At 34.9% G+C, this 18,362-nt stretch carries 21 protein-coding genes and 1 riboswitch; of the genes, 5 read left to right on the forward strand and 16 right to left on the reverse strand.

Going from position 1 to position 18,362, the window contains the following annotated elements; all coding sequences use genetic code 11:
- Nucleotides 1-155: 155 nt before the first annotated feature.
- Nucleotides 156-3,071, reverse strand: a complete 2,916-nt coding sequence (gene colA / locus EGX95_RS15925) for a collagenase ColA (protein WP_000679534.1) — start codon at nucleotides 3,069-3,071, stop codon at nucleotides 156-158.
- Nucleotides 3,072-3,274: 203 nt separating this feature from the next.
- Complete coding sequence (locus tag EGX95_RS15930; RefSeq protein ID WP_000115697.1) at nucleotides 3,275-3,952, reverse strand: MgtC/SapB family protein; 678 nt, start codon at nucleotides 3,950-3,952, stop codon at nucleotides 3,275-3,277.
- Nucleotides 3,953-4,244: 292 nt separating this feature from the next.
- Here EGX95_RS15930 and EGX95_RS15935 point away from each other — a divergent pair, with 292 nt between their 5' ends.
- Together EGX95_RS15935 and EGX95_RS15940 are read left to right on the forward strand one after the other, a co-directional pair.
- On the forward strand, nucleotides 4,245-4,763 hold the full coding sequence (locus EGX95_RS15935; protein ID WP_001103104.1) for a GNAT family N-acetyltransferase: 519 nt from the start codon (nucleotides 4,245-4,247) through the stop codon (nucleotides 4,761-4,763).
- Nucleotides 4,760-5,677, forward strand: coding sequence for a hypothetical protein (locus tag EGX95_RS15940; protein ID WP_000749784.1), 918 nt, complete (start codon nucleotides 4,760-4,762; stop codon nucleotides 5,675-5,677). Before EGX95_RS15935 ends, EGX95_RS15940 begins: the two co-directional genes overlap by 4 nt.
- Before the next feature lie 21 nt (nucleotides 5,678-5,698).
- Here EGX95_RS15940 and EGX95_RS15945 read toward each other — a convergent pair whose 3' ends face one another.
- The 5 genes from EGX95_RS15945 to EGX95_RS15965 all read right to left on the reverse strand — a co-directional run bounded on the left by EGX95_RS15945 (nucleotide 5,699) and on the right by EGX95_RS15965 (nucleotide 10,352).
- Complete coding sequence (locus tag EGX95_RS15945; RefSeq protein WP_000249887.1) at nucleotides 5,699-6,607, reverse strand: VOC family protein; 909 nt, start codon at nucleotides 6,605-6,607, stop codon at nucleotides 5,699-5,701.
- Nucleotides 6,608-6,681: 74 nt separating this feature from the next.
- Complete coding sequence (locus EGX95_RS15950; RefSeq protein ID WP_001232341.1) at nucleotides 6,682-7,473, reverse strand: amino acid ABC transporter substrate-binding protein; 792 nt, start codon at nucleotides 7,471-7,473, stop codon at nucleotides 6,682-6,684.
- 11 nt (nucleotides 7,474-7,484) lie between these two features.
- Entirely contained in the window at nucleotides 7,485-8,246 is a 762-nt protein-coding gene (locus EGX95_RS15955) for an amino acid ABC transporter ATP-binding protein (protein ID WP_000570173.1), read from the reverse strand.
- A gap of 19 nt (nucleotides 8,247-8,265) precedes the next feature.
- Nucleotides 8,266-8,934 (reverse strand): amino acid ABC transporter permease, encoded by a 669-nt coding sequence (locus tag EGX95_RS15960; RefSeq protein ID WP_000667175.1) that lies wholly within the window; start codon nucleotides 8,932-8,934, stop codon nucleotides 8,266-8,268.
- Nucleotides 8,935-9,003: 69 nt separating this feature from the next.
- A riboswitch (SAM riboswitch) is annotated at nucleotides 9,004-9,110 on the reverse strand.
- Between the two features lie 330 nt (nucleotides 9,111-9,440).
- On the reverse strand, nucleotides 9,441-10,352 hold the full coding sequence (locus EGX95_RS15965) for a VanW family protein (RefSeq protein WP_000488988.1): 912 nt from the start codon (nucleotides 10,350-10,352) through the stop codon (nucleotides 9,441-9,443).
- 361 nt (nucleotides 10,353-10,713) lie between these two features.
- Between EGX95_RS15965 and EGX95_RS15970 the strand changes: the two genes are divergently transcribed.
- Both EGX95_RS15970 and EGX95_RS15975 read left to right on the forward strand, forming a co-directional pair.
- Nucleotides 10,714-11,055, forward strand: coding sequence for a hypothetical protein (locus tag EGX95_RS15970; protein ID WP_001997954.1), 342 nt, complete (start codon nucleotides 10,714-10,716; stop codon nucleotides 11,053-11,055).
- Nucleotides 11,056-11,172: 117 nt separating this feature from the next.
- Nucleotides 11,173-12,264: a DUF3900 domain-containing protein gene (locus tag EGX95_RS15975; RefSeq protein WP_000345047.1), complete on the forward strand. Its 1,092-nt coding sequence runs from the start codon at nucleotides 11,173-11,175 to the stop codon at nucleotides 12,262-12,264.
- 276 nt (nucleotides 12,265-12,540) lie between these two features.
- On the opposite strand, the gene EGX95_RS15980 is transcribed toward EGX95_RS15975, so the two are convergent.
- From EGX95_RS15980 to EGX95_RS16015, 9 genes are all read right to left on the reverse strand, one after another.
- The gene (locus EGX95_RS15980) at nucleotides 12,541-12,888 is read right to left on the reverse strand and encodes a hypothetical protein (protein ID WP_000566120.1); all 348 of its coding nucleotides are present in this window, start codon (nucleotides 12,886-12,888) and stop codon (nucleotides 12,541-12,543) included.
- Between the two features lie 37 nt (nucleotides 12,889-12,925).
- The gene (locus EGX95_RS30450) at nucleotides 12,926-13,087 is read right to left on the reverse strand and encodes a hypothetical protein (RefSeq protein ID WP_000387290.1); all 162 of its coding nucleotides are present in this window, start codon (nucleotides 13,085-13,087) and stop codon (nucleotides 12,926-12,928) included.
- A 177-nt stretch (nucleotides 13,088-13,264) separates the two neighbouring features.
- Complete coding sequence (locus EGX95_RS15985; RefSeq protein WP_000799576.1) at nucleotides 13,265-14,110, reverse strand: exonuclease; 846 nt, start codon at nucleotides 14,108-14,110, stop codon at nucleotides 13,265-13,267.
- 189 nt (nucleotides 14,111-14,299) lie between these two features.
- Complete coding sequence (gene cspB, locus EGX95_RS15990; protein WP_001179150.1) at nucleotides 14,300-14,500, reverse strand: cold shock-like protein CspB; 201 nt, start codon at nucleotides 14,498-14,500, stop codon at nucleotides 14,300-14,302.
- A gap of 216 nt (nucleotides 14,501-14,716) precedes the next feature.
- The gene (locus tag EGX95_RS15995) at nucleotides 14,717-15,616 is read right to left on the reverse strand and encodes a WD40/YVTN/BNR-like repeat-containing protein (protein WP_000449509.1); all 900 of its coding nucleotides are present in this window, start codon (nucleotides 15,614-15,616) and stop codon (nucleotides 14,717-14,719) included.
- Nucleotides 15,617-15,632: 16 nt separating this feature from the next.
- On the reverse strand, nucleotides 15,633-16,076 hold the full coding sequence (locus EGX95_RS16000; RefSeq protein WP_001062756.1) for a flavodoxin: 444 nt from the start codon (nucleotides 16,074-16,076) through the stop codon (nucleotides 15,633-15,635).
- Nucleotides 16,077-16,214: 138 nt separating this feature from the next.
- The gene (locus EGX95_RS16005) at nucleotides 16,215-16,835 is read right to left on the reverse strand and encodes an acetate uptake transporter (RefSeq protein ID WP_000070938.1); all 621 of its coding nucleotides are present in this window, start codon (nucleotides 16,833-16,835) and stop codon (nucleotides 16,215-16,217) included.
- 86 nt (nucleotides 16,836-16,921) lie between these two features.
- A complete protein-coding gene (locus EGX95_RS16010; protein ID WP_000197781.1) occupies nucleotides 16,922-17,317 on the reverse strand; it encodes an NUDIX hydrolase in 396 nt (131 codons plus the stop codon).
- On the reverse strand, nucleotides 17,314-17,655 hold the full coding sequence (locus tag EGX95_RS16015; RefSeq protein WP_001268358.1) for an ASCH domain-containing protein: 342 nt from the start codon (nucleotides 17,653-17,655) through the stop codon (nucleotides 17,314-17,316). Before EGX95_RS16015 ends, EGX95_RS16010 begins: the two co-directional genes overlap by 4 nt.
- 109 nt (nucleotides 17,656-17,764) lie before the next feature.
- On the opposite strand from EGX95_RS16015, the gene EGX95_RS16020 reads away from it, so the two are divergent.
- Nucleotides 17,765-18,322, forward strand: a complete 558-nt coding sequence (locus EGX95_RS16020) for a CatB-related O-acetyltransferase (protein WP_000966320.1) — start codon at nucleotides 17,765-17,767, stop codon at nucleotides 18,320-18,322.
- Nucleotides 18,323-18,362: the final 40 nt, after the last annotated feature.

Here is an 18,362-nt window from a genome sequence, read left to right on the forward strand (position 1 = left end):
GAATCTTGTACAATACCGTATTGAAATTAAATATGCCTAAATGGACTGCACATATGGTAGCTACGTTATTTTCTCTTGGTAGTGCCGATCAAGCTTTTGTAAATTTTTTTGTATAACACGCAACAAAAAGGTCGCCACTCACGGCGACCTTTTTACTATTTCACTTCTACCGTATAATTCCCTGTTCCCCCGCCATACTGATACACATGTAAATAATATTTCCCTGGATACGTGTAGTAACTTCCTACTAACTTATTTCCTTCTTGCTGGGCATACGTAACATAATTATTTAAATCTGCTTCCGAATAAAGAACCCAGTTTACTCCAATATTATTTTCCTTCGTTACATTAATTTGCAGGTTTTTCGCCGTTTCCACATTTATTTCAAAGTAATCACTCGTATCACCGTTTCCTAAACTAGCACGTAAAACTTGATTGAATTGCAGTTTATTTGCTGTCTGGAATGAGTTATTCGGCTCTTTTTCTACACTATTATCTTCTTTCTTTTGAACCGTTACATTCGTTGTAGCAGTATTCGTTAATCCTTTGTCATCTGTTACTGTTAATTTTGCCGTATATGTTCCTTCTTTTGTGTATACATGAGTCGGATTTTGTTCATTACTTACAGTACCATCACCAAACTCCCATTTATAAGCAACAATTTTTCCATCTTCATCTTTCGATCCATCGCTTTTAAACGAAATTGCTGCATTTACATTTCCGCTATATGGGCCGTTTATAACCGCAACTGGCGCTTTATTCACAGCACCTTCTTCTGTATTAATCCCATGGAATACAACATCATACTCAAATTGTCCTGCTGCATTCACACGGTAATTTACGAAATAAGCTGTTACTGTTTTATAGCCTGTCCATTCTTTCGCACTTAAACGTTTTAACGTATCATTTACGTTTTGTGTAATTGTCTTCCAGTCTTCATATTCTCCTTTTGCAGTCGTACCTGTATATGTTCCTTGTAGTGTAAATGTATGAAAGAACTGTGATTTGTTTTTCTTAACTGATACATTACTTAATTTTGCTTCTGCTGTAATTTCTGCTGCAATATCTGAAACTGGTTTCGGTGCGTGCGTCGCTAAATAATCATCTGATACTAATGGAACATTATATTTCTCACGGTTATCTACTAACATTTGCATATAGTCTTGATACTCTTTATTTAAATTCGCATCTTTACTTAAAGCAGAGCGGTATGCATCATATGCTGTTACATCATTTTTCCTAATAAGATCATGAATTTTGTCAAACATATCATATCTCTTATTGTACATGTACGATTGTAAAGCGAAGGAATAATTATAGAAATCCCACGTTCCATATTTTGCGTTTAACGTTCTCTCTGCTGTATAACGTTCTGCTGGATTTGAAGATATGCCTCCTATAATACTCTTTCTCGGTACAACATTATCTGTTCTCGTTGCACCTGCAAAAAACTCCGCATTTCCTTCTTCAAACCAAGATAATCTCTCATTCTCATACATCTTCCCTTGTCCCCAAAGTCCTGGCACTTCATATCTACCTTGTAAATAATGCGTGAACTCATGTCGGAACAATTCTTCCAAACTATAAATGCTTTCTTCTGGCGTACGTTCATAAGTAAAGAACGTACCTGTTCCTTCTATATAAAGACCGCCGTTATTCGTTTCATACCCGTATAATTGACGGTTAAATTGATATTCAGCTGGGCTATTATAAATAACCATCGTTAATACATCATCAGGATTGCCTTTTTCTAACGGCTGGTCACTTTCAACCGTACGATGGAATTGTGCCTTCACTTCTTTTGCCGCCCAATATAGACGTTTTACTTTTTCCTCAGTCACCTTATCTCCAGCTTTTAACACAATTGCTCCATCATCGAACGTATACGTTTTCGGTAAATATTTTTTCTTACCATCTTCTCTTATTTGATCTAGATCAACCACTTTACCATTCGCATCTTTCCCGCCATAATTCGTCGCAATTTGCTCAGCAGCTACGAAATATTGCTCACCTAAATACGGATAGATTTTCATGGCATCTGTTACAACTTGTAATCCTTTCGTTTCTGTACTATGGAACGTACCAAGTCTACCTGTATAATAAATACCATTATTAATTAACCAACCATTTTTCGCTGTCACCGTTCCAATTAAGGCAAAACGACTTAATTCATTAATATAGCTATCAATTTTTTGATACCATATTGTATCTTCCGGTGCTTTTCTCGTATCGTACAAATACGATTGAATATCGTAATCAACACCTTGCATAATATCGTAAATCGCATTTCCAGCTGAAAGATTATCTACCAATGTAGAAAAATTATCATTATATTGTTTAAAAATCTTTGCAGCTGATGTGATCGTTTCCACATCACTTGAAGCATTTCCAATTAATTTTCCATATGATGAGACAACTCTATTTTGTTCTAACGTACCGAGCTTGAAATTCGAGTTATTCGCAATCGTTTTTAATGCAGGTAAGCATTTATCATGATAGCTTCGCTCATTTAGTTTACTTAATTCTGTATGATAAAATCCTAAATAAAAACCAGATCGTAACACCTCTACTAAAGTCTCAATCCCTTTTGAATCATCTTTCGTATAAGCTTGTCCTTGCTGGTTCAATTTATCAATAATTGCCTGCATTCTACTATCATTTTGATAGAATGCAAGACTATCCTTATTAAACTGAAATAGCCCAGTAATTTGCTCCCAATCAATTGTTACAAGTAAGTCCACTAACTGCTGATTGCTCAATTGATTTAATTCAGCAATTGTATACGTTTTCGCTACAGCTAATTGCTTACTTTCCTTTTTCACTTCAGGCGGTCTTTGTGACAAATCAGCAAATTTTAGCCTTTTCTCAAAAGACTTATTTTCTAGCACTTTTGATGAATGAGCTAATTCTTGCACTGGTAATTGTAAACCAATCGGCTCCATTTTGAGCACATTCCGATATGAAACTTGCTCTCCCTTTGTACCTTCTGCCAATGCGTCCCCTTGAAAACTCCCTAACATGAAACTAGCAAAACTTACCCCTACTAACACTTTTTTTGAATAGCCTTTCATGCTCTCCCCTACCTTACATTTTTTAGTGTACCGCACCATTATTTTACTATTTTTACTTTTTATACTGTATTGAGAAAAAATAAGGTAACGTTCACACATGTATCCATACCATGCAAAATTAACACTTGACTTTATGTGCGTTTTATATCAAAAAAAGATAGATAATAGCGAAATTCCCACTACATCTATCCTCGTTTTCAAAACTATGATTTTAACTTTATGAATGTAACTTCTGGTAATGTTTGCATATGCTGAATAAACTCATTCTTTTCTTCTGACGATATGTTTTTCAGTTGCATCCCTACCTTATAAACAATTTCTATCCCTTGCTGTGAAGCTTCCACTTCATATGAAAGTATTGGAATGCCTTTCATATGAAGTGTTTCTAATATTTGTTGTACTGCTTCACGTTTATTTATACACATTTGCACCATTATATTTTGCGGAAATAAAAATTGCACCTTAAAAATACGACTTACAATCTCTAAACCAATTAAAACGAGAATCGTCGCTCCAATTCCTACTACATACATACCAGCACCAATTGCTAATCCAATTCCTGCTGTAGCCCATAAACCAGCTGCTGTCGTTAATCCTTTCACCGCCTGCTTTTGAATAATAATTGTACCTGCACCTAAAAAACCTACTCCACTAACAACTTGCGCTGCAATACGACTCGGATCTAGTGCCATATGATCTTCATTCATAATATCTGAAAAAGCATATTTCGAAACGACCATTATTAAAGCACTTCCTACCGCTACTAGGAAATGTGTTTTTAAGCCCGCTTCTTTTGATCGAATTTCCCTTTCAATACCGATTATTGCTCCTAACAAACCAGCAACACCGATTCGTATAATGAAATCAATATTTACACTCACGAGCCCTTCCCCCTTTCATTCATTATAGATAGATAAAATAAAAATTATCACACACATCCATTTATCAATATGAAGGAATTTTACTAAAATACACTTAATACCTAGGCCGTTTTATGTTAATATTTAAAATATTAACATAAAATAAATAACTTCTAATTTTAAACATACACTCATTTTCTTGAAAAAACAAAGGTGGATAACATGAAATGAGGTTGAGAAAATCAAGAAAACGCTTTCATTTCATGTCGTGATTTTTTTATACATACTACATAAATAAAGGAGCTTACTCACAATGAACGTCTCTTTGCTTACACCTACTACCGATTTACAAGACGAATACTTAGATTTTTATAACGAATGGAAAGATAGCGGTGAAACGATGATTCCGTGGGTTATTACAAAGGACCCTTCTAACTTCCCAGCTATGGTGCAAGAACTACACGATGCGCATAACGGAATAAACATTCCCCAATCTTGGGTACCAGACTCTACGTATTGGCTCGTTACAGATAATAATAGAATTGTAGGAGCTGTTAATATACGTCATAGTTTAACCGAACATTTATTTAACGCTGGCGGTCATATCGGTTATGGTATTCGCCCTTCTGAAAGAAGAAAAGGTTATGCTACGAAGTTATTAGAATTATCCCTAGAAAAAACTAAGAAATTAAACATCACGAGAGCACTTGTCGTTTGCGATGCAGTAAATACTGCTTCAGAAAAAACAATTTTACATAACGGCGGGGTTCGTGATGATGATTTCATTGAGGAAGATGGGAATGTAGTAAGAAGATTTTGGATTGAGCTATGAAGAAGTCCTCCAATGAAAATAACCTTGTTATAGAGAAGTATAGTAGAAGTAATGAGCTACAAGTAAAACAACTTATTGATTTATACAATGAAGAATCGTACGTATTTCACTTATTACGAGATAATAAAACAAAATGTGCGTATGTTGCCTACTATAAAAAAGATGTAGTAGGCATCTTTTTCACCTGGGGCAGTAACTTCCATCCATACTGCACATACTTTCGAATATATACGAATCCTTTCTATGCAGAGCTACACATTGAAGAATTTTTATTAAACGAGATTCAAAAGCGAGAAAACTTTAAACTCCCATTACAAACCTCTATATGGGAAACATCAGCTCATTTAAAAGCATTTTTTGAAGAACATAATTTTACGGAAATCCGAAGAACATATATGCCGATATTAGACTTACAAAAAATAGTTTCTATCGAGATAGTCCCTAATTCAAATTATCATATACAAACTTTATCGAACATCGTATCAAATAATAATTTATTAGAAAAACTAGCCTACTTAGTAAAAGAAAATTATGAGCAAACCCACCTAGCAAATCCCGTTGCCTCATTCCCACTACAAACTTGGCAAGAGATGATTTTAGCTGATGACGTACTACTAAATGGGAGCTTTCTCATTATAGATGAAGAGCATCAAATTATGGCATACTCTTTCCTCCATACATCAGAAAAGGATAATACAGTAGAACTAGGATGGTGCGGGACTCACAATACAGAAAATGTATCCTTACTGAAACTTCTCATTTTCAAACAAGCTATGTATGCAAATACACACGGTTATTCTTTCTTTCAAGGTGAATTCGATTCAACAAGTATATATGCAATGGAGATATTAAAATCTTTCCCTTTCAATCCTTGTGCTACCTGGATTACGTATCAAAAAGAAATCGGAAGGTAATTATACACCTTCCGACTTCTTTTATGCTGTTTCTATTTCAAACTGTACTGTAATACCACTCGGGTCTACTACAGTAAATCCATTTAAAATCTCATTTATTCTATGTTGTTTTTCTATTAATCTTTCTTTCACTTCATCTAACGCTTCTTTATGCGGCAGTACTATCGTATACACTTTTAATCCAGTTGCATATGCCGGTGGGTGCGGATTATTTACTCCGTTCCACGTATTTGCACCGATATGGTGATGATATCCTCCTGCAGAAATGAATAAGCAGTCATCTTCGCGTTGTTGCACTTCAAACCCTACTGTCTCTACATAAAACTCGTGTGACTTCTCTACATCAGCTATTCGTAAATGTACGTGCCCCACAACAGTATTAGCAGGTAATCCATCAAATTCATAATCAACAAGTGTTGCTAGTTCTTTTAAATCTAGCGGCGTACTTCCTCCTGGCCCTTCTCCCCACTGATCGCGCGGACGATCCGCATATATTTCAATACCATTTCCCTCTAAGTCTTGTAAATAAAACGCTTCGCTATACGTATGATCACTCGCACTATTAAACCTTGAAATTGGTAAAATTTCATTTGAATATGTATAACGTCCCTCTTGCTCAGCTGGACTATCAATTACATTCTTATTACGAATCACACCAAATAATGCCGACGCAAAAGCCTCACGAGTCGGAACTAAAAAGGCTACATGATATATACCAGTCGTACGCGGCTCTTGCAGTACCCCGTCCTCTAACTTTTCAAGAACAAGTAATGTATTCTTTCCACCTTTTCCAGATAAATATGCTTTATTCCCCTCTTGCTTAATTACTTCTAAGCCTACAACATTCTCATAAAAGGCAATTTGACGTTCTAAATCTAACACCTTAAATTCAACATGACCAATACGTGTTTTTGGATGAATTTGTACCATGAGTAACTTCCTCCCCAATTTCCTTTTATTTTTATATAAGTTGATGGACAATAGCCACATTCAACGAACATACTTTAATTTTGTTTTTTTGTAGCATCAACTTTCAGCCATTTTTTTGATATTTCGCTTAATGTCCCATCTTGTTCTAATTCTTTCAATGCTTTATTTATATCTTCTAACTTTTCGCTCTTTTTAGCAAATGGAAATGCAATCTCTCCCCATTTAAGTGGACCAAATCCTACTTTCACATTATCTAAATCTGCCTTTTTAATTGTTGTTTCTACTTGCACTTTATCATTATAGTAAGCATCTACACGACCAAGTCCCACTTCATTCAATTCTGCTGTTGGATCTTCTGAGAACGTTTTAATTGTAAAAGCATTATTTTTATTTAAAGCTTTTAATTCTTGTTCCCCGGCTGTACCAAGCCCCACACCTACAGTCTTTCCTTTTAGATCTTCTATCGATTTAATTGTATTATTATCTTTCTTCACCGCGAAAACAGATCCTGAATAAACATATGGAATTGAAAAGTCATATTTCTTTTTTCTTTCCGGAGAAACCGATAATTCATTTGCAATTGTATCAATACGACCCGAGTCTAATAAACCGAATAATCCTTCAAAATCAGAAACGTTCCATTCAACTTTATATCCAGCTTTTTTAGCAGCCGCTTCAATAATTTCAGCATCAAAGCCTTTTACTTTCTCACCCTCTTTAAAAATAAATGGACTACGACCTGCAGACGTCCCAACTTTCACTACTTTTTCATCTGTTTTTTTGCTCGCTGTATCTGAACCACAAGCAGATAAAAGCCCAACCGATACTGTTAATGCCAATGTTAGTAATAATGATGATTTCCTCATAATTTTTCCTCCTAAATAACGAAATGATTGCCTTCTTCTGAAGCATTCAATTGTCGTAAAAACTTTTTCGTACGCTCATTTTGTGGATTCCGAAAAATTTCTTCTGGCGTTCCCTGCTCTACAATAATGCCTTCAGCCATAAATATAATACGGTCCGCTACTTCTTTTGCGAAATTCATTTCATGTGTGACAATAACCATCGTTATATGCTGCCTTGCCAAATCCTTAATGACTTGCAATACCTCGTTCACTAATTCTGGATCAAGTGCAGAAGTCGGTTCATCAAACAATAATACAGCGGGATTTAAAGCCATTGCCCTAGCAATACCTATTCTTTGTTGTTGCCCACCTGATAACATCGTTGGGTAGAAATTTTCTTTTTCAGCTAAACCTACTTGTTTTAATATTTCTCTTGCTATTCTTTTTGCTTCTTCTTCACTTTTTTTCTGTACAACTGTTAATGGCGTTGTAATATTTTGCAATGCTGTTTTATTTTTAAATAAATTATAGTTTTGAAAAACCATTGCTGTTTTTTGGCGTAATTTTATTATTTCCTTTTTATAAAGCTTCTTCACATGAATCTCTAAATCTTCAATTCTAATACTTCCACCCTCTGGTTGTTCTAATAAATTTAAACATCTTAATAGTGTCGATTTACCTGAACCAGAAGGTCCAATAATGACTACCACTTCTCCTTTATTTACAGTAAGTGAGATTCCTTTTAGTACTTCATTACTCTTATAAGATTTATACAAATCACTTATCTCAATCACACATATCACCTCATCCTTGTTACAAATACGGTGCATCAAGTTTCTTTTCTAACTTTTTCTGTCCCCAGCTAATTACGATTGTAATAATCCAATATACAATCGCTACCGCTAAGTAACTTTCCATATAACGATACGATTGTGCCGCTAACATTTTCGCTTGCGCTAAAATTTCAGCCACCCCAAGTGCAAAAGATAACGAAGATTCTTTTAACAATCCAACAAAATTATTTCCAAGTGACGGTACTGCAACCCGAATAGCTTGCGGAAAGATAATCTGTCGCATAGCTTGCGCCTTTGTCATCCCAACTGATAAACAAGCATCCATTTGTCCCGATTCGACAGCATTTAATGAACCTCGAATAATTTCTGACAAATACGCTGCATTATTTAAACTGAGACCAATTAAAGTCGCTTGCATCGCTGTAAGTACTGTAAAGGTTGGGAATATTTGCGGCAATCCGAAATACAACACGAACAATTGAACTAATAAAGGTGTTCCTCTAAAGAAAGATATATATACTCTTGCAATAGAATATAGAAATTTCGTTTTGTTTTTCGTTATGATCGCCAAACCTATCCCTATAACAAAAGAAATAATCATTGAAACTACAGTAATTCCTAAAGTTATGTATACATACTTAAATAATTGCGGAAAACTTTCTAAAAAATACGTTACATCAAACTTCACTCTATCCCCCCTCTCTAAATAAAAAACTCTTCTTACACATATAAGAAGAGTTGAATGTTAATCCATTTCCCCTCATCTTCCAAACGCTTCATACGTTTGCTGGACTTAGCACAGTACTTTTATAGCCTGTTGCTGAGATTTCATCGGGCCAGTCCCTCCATCTCTCTTGATAAGAAAACTAATAAATTTTTCCATTTATTTAGTTGTTATTATGAAGAATACAATTAATAACTAATAATGTCAATATGAAAACTAAGAATTAAATTCGATAAAGTGAAACTTTAATCAGTGGGGGGGTTCTTCATCCCCCACCTAACCTTCTTTGCTTTCGCTGAATTTTGAGGTGGGGGGTTTTACTGCCCATTAAAGCCGGATAAATTCCCAAACATCTTGTTCCTCACATTCACCTAGTCTTGAAATGTATCACTAATACTGGATAAACTACACAGAAAAAGCCATTATTTCTATTGTTAGTAGAAATAATGGCTTTTTCTAGATTATGATTCTTATCGCATTTTATGTACTTCAGCAACTAACTTTCCGCCCTGAATGCCCATATAAAGCTTCACAGGTGCATCATTCGTATTTTCAAACACTAAATCTAAGTATGGATATGCAATTGTAGCATCTCTTCCTTGTGGAACGTAACCTACCGTTTTAGAATGTGTTGTTCTCTCTACCATTTTCAAACCAGCTTGATCTGCCGCATTGTATAATGTTGATGATGTTTGACAAACACCACCGCCATATCCATCTACTAATTTACCATCTACAATTTCTTTTCCTAATTGATATCCTTTATCTGGCGTTGTATCACCAATTAATGCATTGAAAGAGAAACGGTCTCCTTTTGCTAATACAACTCCATTTATGCTCGCTGCTGACAAACGAATATTTTCAATACGGCCACCTGTTGAGCCACCTAAATTCGTTTCATATCTACCAATTACCGTACCACTTCCTTGCGCATCACTTAATGTTGCAGTAGGCTTCTTCTCAACAATAGGTAATTGATAGGAAGAATCCCACATACCTACGTTTAATAATTTATCTACTAATTCTTTTTCCATTAATTCATAAGAAGGTTTCCCTTCTTGCCAACTTCCATCAGATCCTAGACGTGAAGGGACCATCTTTTTGTCAACATTTTTCCCAACTTCCCTAGCAACCTTCTCAACTGATTTTTTAAATTTCGCTTCATCTTCAAAATAACCTAGACTCGACAAATCTAACTTTTTTACTTCCGTACCTGTACGCCCATCTACTAAACTAATAGAATCCTGTACTTCTGCTTTAGCCTCTACCGTGTGGCCACCAATATCACTTACTAATGCAACATCACTTACTTTTGTACCACAGCCACTCACTACAGCTACACATAAAACCCCAACTAATATACCCTTTACTTTACGGAACAATATACTCTCCCCTTTTCCCCAATACTACTTTTATGTATTATTTCATTTTTATGTATGTTTTGTTACAATCATTTTACAATATATTTATAAATTGTTACAAGTTATTTTTTACTCTATATAAATTACTCTTTTCTTTTCCAAATGTCTATATATATTTACATAAAAGTTTGAGTTTGATAGAATTGTAACCTTTACGTAACCTCTCCCTATTATCCAGTATATACCATAAAACGAACGAAATACAAATGTAAAACTCCATATTCGTATTTATAAAAAACATCCTGTGAACATAAATAGGTATTTGCCGTGCCACACTCCGCTTTTACACATACATTATGGTGAATTAACCTATTTTAAAGAAATGGAGGATGTTTTTATGTACCCCTACAATCCATACGATCCATATAACCAAACTGGTTATCAACCTCAATATGATTTACAAGCACAATACCAACAATATATAGATCCAGTAGAACAAGTTAATCCATATGATCAAACTCGACAATTCCAACTTCCAATCTCTTTTCCTGGTGCTGGAAACCGTCAATTAGAAAGACGAGTAAATGAGCTTGAACAAAGAGTACGTCAATTAGAAAACACGGTTGAACGTCATACACGTAGATTAAACCGCTTAAACCAACGTTTACGTACAGTAGAAAACAGACTGAACATTCCATTTTCAGCATTAGAAGACGGATTTTAATTTCGGAAATAAAAAATATATGAAGGAAGGGGGCTTCCCCTTCCTTATATAAATTGACGAAAGTTTTTTCCATCTCTATACTGATAAGAGTTAATGAAATGAAACAAGGTGATAAATATGGATTTTGAAATAAATTATCTTTCCTTTTATGTTGTACAAGTAGAAGGAAAAGGTGAAGCTGTTGATAAACGCTACAAACATTTTCAAACATTAGACGCTGAAGAGTATGAAGATAGCTCCTTAAAAGAATTTTTGAATGGAGAATTATTAAAAATTTCAAAGAGAAAAGTAGAACGTCATGCGAAAACAGAGCAAGCTCCGACAAAGATCGGTCGCTTTATTGTAGAAGAAGGGCACGAACTTGATTCAAATCCTCATTACAACTTATTTAATCGCATCCGCTTTGCAGAAACGAAGGAAAACTTCAAAGATATGAGCGAACCTCTCGTTTATACATATCTTGACACAAGTGCTGTACGCGGTGGTGTATTTTTAATTGCGCAAGCTAAACTACGCAAATACTTTGATGATCCATTCGTTTTCGTTATGAAATGTGACTTCGAGCCGAAAGTCGCTTCCATTTCCGATGAATCCACACTAATTCGTAACGTTGAAATGGCCATCACAACAAAAAATATGAAATCTATCCAATATCCGTACATGCCCGAAGAAGGTATGGTCGAAGTGGGCGAGCTAAAGATTCACCAAGCATCACACGCCCGTTACTTTGAAGACTTCTTAAAATTCGTCGAATACGAACGCTCTATGCCTGAAATTATGAAAACACAAGTAATGGACATGGTATATGACCAAATTGAAGATGTATTTGAAGAAGGTACGGAAGAACGCGAACAATTCGACCAAGCAATGGAAGTATGGGCTGCCAGTCCGAAACGCGAAATTATGGAACAATTTTCAACCGAAGAAGTAATGGAAGCTACCGCTCAAATCGTCGAGCATGCGCCTGAAGTGGAATTAAAGCTAAAAGCAGATCATATCTCTGTAAAGGCCCTGCTTGCTGATTTCGGGGATCAAATACATATCGCAAAGGTAAATGACCGATACGTATTAATGATTGAGGCTGATACACTTACATTTGAGAAAGGCTTCTCTCCAATTGAGTTTCTGAAGCCAGACGAGTTGCAAGACGTAATTGAACGGATTGAGAATAAGCAGCAGTATTCTTATGATCCGAACGGGATTGAATAAATTCTTCTATTTAACTGTTTTTACTGGGCGCTTTTAATAAGCGCTCTTTTATTTGGGGCATAGTTTTCATTTATATTAAAAACCGATTCTACTAAGAATCGGTTTTTCTGCTTTATAACAAAATATGTTTATTTTTGATTCAAGAAGACATTTGTTGCAGTATTAAGTATATCGCTTCCTTGTTGTACAAGCTCATTTCCATTAAAAGTATCTTCTTCAATATTTTTAGTGGACCGAGTTCTTTTAGTCACTATGTATGTTGTTCAAGTGAAAATTTCACTTCACTACCTCAAACTTATTGTACTCGTAAAAGGATAACTGAAAACGATATTCCGGATGCTCTCTCACCCAATCGTAGGCCTCTTCTAAAATTTCCATTTTATTTTGTAAGTCATTAAGTTCACTACATTCGTTCCTTTTCTGTTTACACAGAGGACAGAATCCATTCACTATTTCAGCACTCGTTGCCCTAATCGTTTTCCTTTCTAAATCAACTACTAGACGAAGAATAAGAGAATGTTCTTCTTTTGTAGTCACCGTCATTTCAGCAATCCCATCCTCATTCCAAAAGACTCCGTTTAATTCCATCTGTACGGTAACATCGTTAATATCCAAGTCTATCACTATCACACCTCCCATATATATATATAAGACTCTTAGCTTACTCTTCTATTTTAATCTTTAATACACCACGACTTAAAGAGATATTAAGCTTTTTCCAATTCTTCTTCTTTGCTATGAAAGGAAGTGTAATTACCGCTAATAGCGTGGTAAATATTATCCCAAAAACTAAAACTGTTACAATGTTAAAGATTGCTTCCATTCAACTTTACCCTCTTTCATTTCTATGGGCTCTAATTTTATGAATATATTAAAAAATTTCTTACCACACCTTAAATTTCAAAGTAGCACAACAAATCAATTCCTATTTATATGAATACTTTATTCATCCATCAATACAATGACAGTAAATTTATGTAGCTACAAATAGAGAAGAATGTCATTTAACCTCTGCATTCTTCTCCATCTCAGCCAAATACCTAATCTGCCTTTCCGCTTTTCGAACCGCCGTACGAAAATGTTTTTTCAGAAGTTCTATTGTTGGTTCACTTATATAATATCTTTCCGTTATACTTTCCCACGTGTCACTACTTTCAAATGTACTCCAAACGAAAGGACGCTCAGTATTTTTTCTCATTTCTTTAAATACCCATTTTCGCATCTTTTTTTTCGCTTTTTCTGTTAGTTTTCCGTCCTTTACAAGCTCGAGTTCACCATGTCTTTTATATCTTTTAGTAATATCTCTCTCGCTATATGCTTTAAGAAGTATGTTCGCTGTATTCTCAGCATCCGCTAAAGCACGGTGTTGCTTCCCTTCCCATATTAAACCGAGCTGTTCTACTGCAGATTGTAAACTTGGTGTATGCTCAAACAATTCTTCATACGCTTGAAAAACAAATTTTTGTAAATCAATTCTTCTTTCTTTTTCCATACAAGGGCATTCTACACCATGTAACGTACAATCATGAGATAGAAATCGATAATCTTCTTTTCCCCATGTAACAAATATAGAATCTTCTCCGATAAACTGAATAAATCTCTCTATAATTTGCGGAAATTTCTCTACATTCATTAAATCTTTCTTTGTAATTCCCGTTAATTTTGTCGTATGACGAGTAAGTCGTGCACCGGGTTTTACTAACTCCGAAAATTCTCCAATTATCTTCATTGTACTTGCTTCTATTTTTACAGCCCCAATATCAACTATCTCTGACGGATCTTCTGATTTATATGGCCTAAAATTTCTCTCTATATCAAACACAATAAAATGTGTAGTGTTTTTCAATTTTTTTACCTCTTTCTACATTCCTTTTCACACACATACTTTATTTTCAGTATTTATTTATTCATACACTTTATGCATGTAATACTTCATCTAAAAAACGAAAATTCAATCTCATTATGCTATGTACATAGGAGGTTCTTCAATTAAAACGCAAAAAAAAAGAAGGGCAAGCCCTTCTTTTTTCCACAATTACTTCTTGTTAACGTTTGTAGCTTGAGGTCCACGGTTACCTTGTTCTACTTCGAAAGTAACTTCTTGACCTTCTTCTAAAGTTTTGAAGCCTTCGCCTTGGATAGCTGAGAAATGTACGAATACGTCTTCTCCGCCTTCAACTTCGATGAATCCGAAACCTTTTTCTGAGTTAAACCATTTTACTTTACCGTTTTGCATGAAAAAAATCCTCCTACAATGTACCTATATGTACATATTCATTTTCAACCACTTTACAAAAATAAGTCAGACATTAAAAAAACTGCAACTCTGAGGAGATTTAACATTGCTATCCTCCTCGGAAGTTACAGCTCATTTAAATCTCTATATTATTAAAAGTAAAATGGTTTAAATATAATATATCATATCAATATAATAAAAGCAAAGTTTTTTTTACTATACAACTTTTTTCTTCCATTGCATTGCTTTTGATTCACCTGATCCAGCTACAACATAGCCTTCTTTTTCGTTCACGATGCGCCAACCATGCCCTTTAACTGAGTCACATACTGTAACAATTCCTTCTTCTAGAAGTACACGACAAACAGTACTAATCCCCGCCTTATTTTGCGTTGACGTTGTATATAGCACATGTTGATCTACACTTAAGTCTAAATAGCTACTTGCTTTTTGCTCACTTTGACATGTGTGCCAATATGTTTTTTCACTCTCTATACTTTCATCTATTTTACAAAAAGAAATATTACCGCTAATCCCCTTGCACGACCCACTGGCTGCTACTAAATAAGAATTGTGTAACGTCAACGCTGAAATCATCTGATTCATTACGATTTTAATCCTCTTTAATTTACGTGTCTCTAAATTAAAGAGCCAAACACCACCATATTTAGCATGTATTTTCGTACCGATAAATAAGTAATGTTTATATAAAAACAACGATCGAATAGATGGTGCTCCGCCACCATATTCAAGAAATGGATGAATGGTTTCCCATGTCGAACCAAAATCATTCGAATGATACAACGTTTTATCTCCATGAGCAATGACAGTTCCTTCTATATTACTACACACGTTCCAACTCGTTGCCTTTGTTGGAAAACGTTGAACCGTCCAATTCTCTCCACCATTCATACTACGAATAAAAATTCCTTCGTCACCTACACCATACACTACATTATCTTCGCTATGTAAATCCCTAATTCGTTTTTGAAAACCATTTAAAATTTGTTTCCATTCTCCGTCTTGTTCAATAAATAAACCATTATATGTAGTAGCTAACATAAGCTTTCCATCTCTTAACTTTGTAATAGCGGTCGCACTTAACATTGTCTCCACGTTGACACTCCCATTCTTAGAACTTCTCAGCAAATGCAATTGCAAAATTACTGCATTTTTCAACATCCTCTTCATCTTCTGGAGCTAGTTCGATTTTCAACCCTTCTTGTACAAGCTCTGCACCGCGCTCTACAAGTCTTTCTTCAAATATCGTTACCGCTTCACAAAATAGTTCATACGCCGTATCACCTGATCCGAATACCGCTACTTTCTTCCCTGATAAATCTATATTTTCTAAGTCATCATGGAAATCTTCCGCTTCAAATGGTAATTCCCCATCTCCCCACGTATAAGATCCTAAAATGATTCCATCATAAGCTAATAATTCTTCAGCATCCATGCCTTCCATTTCTTGCAATACTACTTCATGATCAAAAGCATCTAAACTAACTTTAATTAAATCAGCAATACTCTCTGTATTTCCTGACATACTTGCATAAGCTATTAAAATTTTTGCCACTTTGGCATCCCCCTCTTACAATAAATGATTCTCATTCTCATTATATTAATAATGAGAATCAATTTCAATTGTATTTTTTATTTTTATTTATTCCATATAAAAAAGCACAGATGACTATACAATCATCTGTGCTTTTTATTACTTTTTAAAAATACCAAACGGCTTTCCAACTGGTAAAACAACTTTACCAAAGTGTGTGTTTAACACTGCTGCTGCTGAACCATAGAAAGATAATAATGAAATAAGAAGTTCAGAATATGCTGCTAAATTATGCATTGCATGCGGCATAACACCTAAAGTACTTAATGAAAGACCGATAAATAAGAAATCAATAAGGACGAAAATCATAAATAATACTTTATGTGTTTCCATTGCACCAATTGTCATAAAGATTGTGAAAATTAAATATCCGATAAAGGCTACACCAAGCTGTTTTGAATCTGCAGCTTGTGCTAATTTTTCGCCAAATACTCCAAGTTGAATTAACCAAGTCATTCCAACACCTAGCCAAAATAGACCGTATGCACCGAATGCTGTTGTACCGAATGTATTGTTATGCTTTGCATCGTGAATGCAAGCAAAGATTTGTGCAAATCCTCCTAAAAAGATTGCCCATGGTAATACTAGTGAAACGCCATCTGTTAAGCCTAACTTTTGAGATGATGCTACAAGTGTTACCATCGCTAATCCAAATAGACCAATTCCAGATGGATCTGCTGTTGTCATTTTCACATGATGTGTAGTTGTTTGATTGCTCATATAAACCTCCTGATTATAAACATACTCGAATACAATACTTAAATCAGAAGACTATGTCAATGGTTTTTTTTGTATGTTGTCAGACCTTATATTTTATAATGTTCTAATATACTTTCAACCACTTCATACGGTTTTATATTCACTTTTTCCAACTCATATATCGGCAACCATAACGGAATATAAATCCCTCTATCTTTCATTTCGAATTCTTCAGCTTTACCACTTCCAAAAACTCCACCTACAATATCGGCATTAAAATAATACTCCGTACCCTTATACTCCACCTTTGCAATTAGATGCTCTACTTTTATATGTACCCCTAATTCTTCAAAAATTTCTCGCTTTGTTGCTTCTTCAGGTGTTTCTCCTTCTTCAATTCCTCCACCTGGAAAAACATAGTACGTTTCATCTTCTCGGATACGTTTTATAAGAGCAATTTTCCCTTCCTGCACAATGATAGCTGCGCCGCGATTTCTTGTCATTTTATTACCTCAATACCGATCGCAACTGTTCCCCACTTTTGTTCTTGTTCTTTCGTATATATTTTGTATGTACTTTCTAACATTTCCTCTAAACTATCATTTCCACAATCCAATAATTTTTTATCAATTTGTTCGTACATTGCTTGAAAGTTTTTATATCGTTTTATCTCCGTTACTTTTACAACCATCGTTGCTGCTGTCGTAAGGTTCGTAAATACAATATGATCGCCTTGTTTTATGAGTTGACGCTTTTTATCGTATAAGCGCACTTCATACACTTTTTTTCCTGATTGAATTGACTGAAAAGGTTTATTATATAATCCCATTTCATATCTCATAATTCCACTCCCATTTATTTATTTTACCTATTAACACTGGTCACCTTATTACACCTTGCATATAATATTCCACGCTTATTTCTTGATTGAGAAAGAAGGTTGAAGAATCATGTTATATTTAAATCAAAAACCTGAATATAGTAAGTATGATATCGGTGATTATACTTATAGTAAAGTAGGTCCAACTATTTTTTCTTGGAATGATGAAACGAAATTAAAAATAGGTAAGTTTTGTTCATTAGGAGAAGAAGTTGTTTTCATACTTGGCGGAGAACATCGCGCGGACTGGATAACGACTTATCCATTTAACGCTCTTTTCAGCGAAGGAGCCCATATTACTGGTCACCCCTCTTCAAAAGGTGATATTGTAGTCGGCAATGATGTATGGATTGGTTATCAATCCTGCATTTTATCTGGTGTTACGATTGGTAACGGTGCCATTATTGGCGCAAAGAGTGTTGTTACAAAGGATGTACCGCCATATGCAATTGTAGCTGGTAATCCTGCAAAATTTGTTCGATATCGTTTCCCACAAGAAACAATTGACAAACTAGAAAATATCTCATGGTGGGACTGGGACATTTCTGTTATAAAAGGAGCTATTCCATTTCTACTCTCCGACAAAATTGATGAATTTTTCAGCTCACCCGAAAAAGAATCTACTTGATTCATACAGAAAGAGCATCCTTCTCTTACAGGATGCTCTT

The sequence above is a fragment of the Bacillus sp. FDAARGOS_527 genome (genome assembly GCF_003812125.1).
In the GTDB taxonomy this organism is placed as follows: domain Bacteria; phylum Bacillota; class Bacilli; order Bacillales; family Bacillaceae_G; genus Bacillus_A; species Bacillus_A paranthracis.